Here is a 5499-nt window from a genome sequence, read left to right as displayed (position 1 = left end):
CGCCACGTCGGCGAGCATCCGCTCCGCCTCCTCGACGCCGGGCCGCCCGGCCGGGTCCTTGCACAGCAGGGCGGCGATGACCGGCGCGAGCGGACCGGCGTGCCGCGGCTCCTGCGTGTCCTCCTCGACGATCGCCTGCATGGTGCTCAGCGGCGAGGTCCGCCGGAACGGCGAGCGTCCCTCGACCGCGGTGTACAGCGTGGCGCCGAGCGCCCACAGGTCGGAGGCCGGGCCGGGGTCGTGGCCGCGCACCCGCTCGGGGGCCAGGTAGTCGACGGAGCCGACGACCTCCCCGGTGCGGGTGATGGTGGAGTCGCCCTCTATCTGGGCGATGCCGAAGTCCGTCAGCAGCACCCGGCGGTCCTTGCCGAGCAGGACGTTGCCGGGCTTGACGTCCCGGTGCAGCACACCGGCGGCGTGCGCGGCGCGCAGCGCCCGCAGCACCCACAGCCCTATCCAGGCGGCCTCCACCGGCTCCACCCGGCCCCGGTCCCTGACCACGTCGGCCAGCGAGTCGCCCTCGACCAGCTCCATCACGATCCACGGCCGGCCGTCGTGTTCGAGCACGTCGTGCACGGTGACGACGGCGGAGTGGTTGATGCGCGCGGCGGCCCGCGCCTCGGCCCGGGTCCGGGCGAGCAGCACGGCCCGGTCGCCTTCGGAGGCGTAGAGCGCGGCGGTCAACTCCTTCACGGCGACCATCCGGTGCAGCACCTCGTCGTGGGCGCGCCACACCCGGCCCATGCCGCCGCTGCCGATGGAATCGGCGAGCCGGTAGCGGCCTGCTACGAGCAGGCCCTGCTTCTGATTCACGTTGCCCCGCAATGCTCTTGACAGGGCCAGACTAAGGACCGGCCTCCCCTCAGGGAACCTGGGGGGGCACCGGTAACCGCACTGTGACGATGGTCGTTTCCACGCGACAGCGGGAACGGCGGTCCCTGTGTACGCGCAGCTCAACGCGTGTAGCGATACGTCGCCACGGCCTGCTCGTACAGCCGGGTCACCTGGTCCCGCTCGGCTTCCGGGCCGCGCACCTGGACGATGTGGTAGCGGCCGTTCAGCAGCAGCGCCATGTTCCGCACGAACCGGTCCCGCCCCTGGGCGTCGGTCCAGGTGAACTGCCCCTCGGCCATGGTCCGTCCGCCCACCTCGGTGGTCCGCAGACCGCTCGCCGTGGACCAGCTGGAGTCGCGGTACGGCCGGAGTTCGGGCTCCTTGTCCCGCTGGTAGGCCATCGGGTCGCTGCCGTAGGCGGACGCGCCGTCCCGGCCCGGCACGACGATCAGCTCGAAGTCCCCGTGGGCGTAGACCACTTGACCGCTGCCGTTTCTGGGGCTGCGGTCCCAGCCCTCGGCGACGGCGACTTGGAAGCCGTCGGCGTCCTTGCGCAGGGTGAACCCGTCGGGCACGGAGGGGTCCCCGCCGGTCTGGGTCTCGGTCGCGGGCGCGGAGGTGCCCTCGTCCGGGGCGCTCTGCCCGGCGGAGGGCTGCCGGGTGTGCGCGGGCAGCGGGCTCGTGCGCCCGGCGCTGCCGGTGCGGTCCCCGCCGGTCTCCTGCTTGGGCATGAAGAGCATCGCGTAGGCGATCCCGCCCGCCAGCAGGAGCAGTACCAGCAGGAGCAGGGTCCGGCCGAGGCTGCGCGGCGAACGGGCGCCCCCGGGGGGCCGCTTGTGCCGGCCATGCGGGCCCGCCACGGCCGCGCCCGCGCGGCGGCGGCGCACCAGCTCGCCCCGGCGCCGCACGATCGGCAGCCGGCTCGGGTCGGCGGGCGGCACGGGGACGACCCGGGTACCGGCCTCCGGCTCCGGCGCGGACCGCACCAGGGAACGCAGCCAGCCGCTCAGCTCCTCCACGTCCGGCCGCTCGGTGGGGTCCTGACGCAGCAGCGACTCCACGACCGGGCGCAGCGGTCCGCACTCCTCGGCGAAGGCGGGCGGCTCGGCGCACACCAGCTGCACCAGCTCGGCCGTGGACTCCTCCGGGTACGGCGCGTGTCCCTGTACGGCGCGGAACAGCAGCGCGCCCAGCGCCCACAGGTCGGTGGCGGGGCCGATGCGCTCGTCGCGGGCCTGTTCCGGGGCGGCGTACGACGGTGCCGCGAGCCGTGGCGCCAGTGTCGCGCCCGCCGTCCCGAACCCGGTGACGACGGCCGGGCCGTCCTCGCGTACGAAGACCTGGCCGGGGCTCAGTTCGCCGTGGGTGAGGCCCTCGTCGTGCGCGGCCTGGAGCACGTCCAGCACGTCCAGGCCCAGCCGGGCCGCCCGCGCCGGATCCAGCGGGCCCTCCCGGGCGAGGAGTCCGCCGAGGGGCGTACCGTCGATCCACTCGGTGACCGCCCACAGGGCGCCGTCCTCCACCACGGCGTCCACGACCGCGGCGATCCGGTCCGGGCGCAGCAGCCGCACGGTCTCGCAGGCGCGCAGGACCCGGACCGCGAGGCGGCGCGCGGTGTCGTCGCCGGCGGACTCCGGCAGTACCGTCCGCGACACCAGGCGGGGCCGCCCCGCCACCAGGTCCTCCGCGTACCACCACAGGCGGCCGGTCTCGCGGGAGAAGACCTCCAGCAGCCGGTACCGCCCGGCGATCACGCCGTGTGCGAAGACGCGCGCCTCGGCCATGGTCATCCCTCGCGAACCCCGCCCGGACTTTCCCGGAGGTACGCGCGGAGCGGGCGCCGCGTTCAACCGCCGTTCACAGCAGCCCGAACCGGTCGGCCCAGCCCATGATCTCGGAGGGTGTCGTGTTGCCGCCGCACACCACGAGCCCGATCCGGGCGCCGTCACCGACCCGCTCCACCACCTGCCGGGCCGCGGGCAGCAGACAGCCCGCCGCGGGCTCGGCCCACACCTTGGCGTGGTCGGCGAGATCCAGACAGCCCCGCACCGCCTCCCGGTCCGGCACCACCAGGACCTCCTCGACGAGGGCGGACACATGGTCGTACGTCAGTCGTGACACCGAGGGCGCGCTCAACGTGGTGACCAGGGAGGACAGCGGCACCCGCACCGGGCCGCCCGCCTTCAGCGCGCCGGACATCGCCTCCGCGCCCTCGGTCTCCACGCCCCACACCCGTACCCCCGGCCGCCGCGCGCGCAGGGCCGTCGCGATCCCGGCGATCAGGCCGCCGCCGCCCACGCTGACGACGACATCGGTCAGCTCCCCGGCGTCCTCGGCCAGCTCCAGGCCCACGGTGCCCTGCCCGGCGATCACGACGGGGTCGTCGAACGGGTGGACCAGGGTCAGTCCCTCGTCCCGCAACCGCGTCACCAGTTCGAAGGCGCTGTCCATGCCGTCGGTCACGCGGACCGACGCCCCGGCCTCCTCGGCGAGCGCGAGGGAGCGGGCGGGCGCGGTGCGCGGCATGACGACGGTGGCCTTCACGTCGAGGGCCGCCGCCATCACCGCGAACGCGATCCCGTGGTTGCCGCCGCTCACCGCGACCACGCCCGCCGCCCGTTCGGCCGCGCTCAGCGACAGCAGCTTCGCCGTGGCCCCGCGCGCCTTGAACGAGCCGGTGCGCTGGAGCAGTTCGAGCTTGGCGGTGACGGGGACGCCGAGCAGGGCGGTGAGCCCGGGGCTCGGCACCGTGGGCGTGCGCACGACGTGGCCGGCGATGTGCCGGGCGGCGGCTTCGATGTCCGCCGGGCCGATCAGGGCGCTGTCCGGGGTGTCGATCAAGGCGCTTCATCCTTCCGGCACGGGTCGGGAGCCGTGCCGCTCGCACCTTGGCCCGCCGGGAGGCCGGCGGTCAACGCCGTTTCGGATCACGGCCGGATCGGCGTCCCGGCGGGGCGGGGCTCAGTGCTGCTGGCTCTTCTGGGGCGTCAGCTCGCTCGGCCGCACCACCACGAACCCCTCGCCCTGGAGCATCAGCTGTACGGCCTCGCCGGAACCGCCGCGCAGCATCGAGCCGATGGACTGCGAGCGGTGCAGCGAGGTCCGCAGCTGCGTGGTCCAGCCCACCACCGCGTCCGTGTCGACGTACACCGGCGCCTGTTCGGACACGGGGATGACCAGCGGGTTGCCGTCGCAGACCAGACCGAGTCCGCCCTGCCCGGTGAACACGCTGTTGAACAGGCCGCCGCCGGCGATGCCCGACCCCTTCACCGTCTTGATCTCGTACGACAGGGAGGCGTCGAAACACAACACGTTGCGGCCGTTGACGGTGAAGTGGTCACCGGGCTCGACGTCGACGATGAAGCAGTTCTGCGCCTCGTGCGCGAACCAGGCCTCGCCCTGTCCGCGCACGGCCATCAGGGGCAGTCCCTCACCGGTCACCGCACGCTTGAGCATGCCGCCGACGCCCTGCCCCTTGCGCTCGAACACCAAGTCGCCGCGGTAGGCGACCATCGCGCCCTGCCGGGCGTACATCTCGCCGTTCACCGCGTACTTGATGCACTTGGCGTTCTCGACGGACATGCCCGGCGCCACGGCCGGCTGCACCATGTGCTGACTGGAAAAGAGATCACCCTTCATGCAGGGCATGGTGTCCCGGACGGCCTGGTTCCGCCAAGATCACCGAGCGTGCCGGCCTGGTCACCCGTCGGTCACTTCCCGCAGAACGCCGACTCCAGCGCCCCGGCTAGGGTGTTGAGCACCTTGGCGTTGTTCGAGGTGTTCGCCATGGCCGTGAGGGTCCGCCCGCCGTCCTTCGTGCCGAACGCGTAGGTGTAGTAGCCCTGTACCGCTCCCGTGTGCCCGTACACCGAAACCCCGCAGGACAGATCGCGCCGCCGCAGCCCGAGGCCGTACGCCGTGGTGCTGTTCACCTTGGTGAACCGCTCCATGTCGGCGAGCCGCGCGGCGGACAGCAGCCTGCCCTTGAGCAGCGCGCCGTAGAAGGCGTCCAGGTCGTGTGCGCTGGAGATGACCGCCCCAGCGCTCTGTGCCCAGGAGACGGTCTGGGCGGTCGCGTCGACCAGGGGGGCGCCCGCGCGGTCCGGGGTCAGGTATCCGCGGGTGTGCCGGCCGGGGATCGCGGTGTCCGGGTGGACGTAGAAGGTGTCGGTCAGCTTCAGCGGCTTGATGATCCGGCTCTGGTAGGCGGTGCGGACCGGCTGCCCGGTGAGCTTCTCGACGAGCATTCCGGCGACGACGAAGTTGGTGTTGGAGTAGGAGTAGGCGGCGCCGGGCGCGTTGGTGCGGGGCTTCTTCAGGGACAGGGCGACCAACTGCCGGTAGGTGAAGACCTTTTTGCGGACCGCCTCGAAGCCGGAGACGCTCGCGGCGAACATGTCGTCGCTGTAGTCGTACAGCCCGCTGCGGTGGCTCAGCAGATGGCGGACGGTGATCCGGTCGTCCGGCAGCAGCCCCGGCAGGTAGCGGTTGACCGGCGCGTCCAGCGCGAGCCGGTGTTCGTCGACGAGCTGGAGCAGCACCACCGTCGTGAAGGTCTTGGTGACACTGCCGATCCGGAACCGGTCCTCGGTGCTGATGGCCCGACCGGTGACGCGGTCGGCGACGCCGCGGGTGGCCCGGTAGGTCCGGCCGTGGTCGTCGATC

5 protein-coding genes are annotated in these 5499 nt (G+C 73.1%); all 5 read right to left on the bottom strand.

From position 1 onward, the window contains the following. The coding region (locus tag H5J33_RS21960; RefSeq protein WP_181796635.1) for a serine/threonine-protein kinase at positions 1 to 813 on the bottom strand (813 nt) is incomplete at its 3' end. A gap of 140 nt (positions 814 to 953) precedes the next feature. Beyond that, positions 954 to 2618 carry a serine/threonine-protein kinase gene (locus H5J33_RS21955; protein WP_258565291.1) on the bottom strand — a complete coding sequence of 555 codons (1665 nt, stop codon included), beginning with the start codon at positions 2616 to 2618 and terminating at the stop codon, positions 954 to 956. 73 nt (positions 2619 to 2691) lie between these two features. Beyond that, complete coding sequence (locus tag H5J33_RS21950; protein ID WP_181796636.1) at positions 2692 to 3651, bottom strand: threonine/serine dehydratase; 960 nt, start codon at positions 3649 to 3651, stop codon at positions 2692 to 2694. Positions 3652 to 3795: 144 nt separating this feature from the next. Next, on the bottom strand, positions 3796 to 4473 hold the full coding sequence (locus H5J33_RS21945; protein WP_181796633.1) for an AIM24 family protein: 678 nt from the start codon (positions 4471 to 4473) through the stop codon (positions 3796 to 3798). A 71-nt stretch (positions 4474 to 4544) separates the two neighbouring features. After that, a partial coding sequence (locus H5J33_RS21940) for a serine hydrolase (RefSeq protein WP_181796632.1) occupies positions 4545 to 5499 on the bottom strand: 955 nt, incomplete at its 5' end.

This window comes from Streptomyces sp. WELS2, assembly GCF_013870595.1.
Classification (GTDB): Bacteria; Actinomycetota; Actinomycetes; order Streptomycetales; family Streptomycetaceae; genus Streptomyces.
This window is presented reverse-complemented; position numbering and strand designations above follow the sequence as displayed.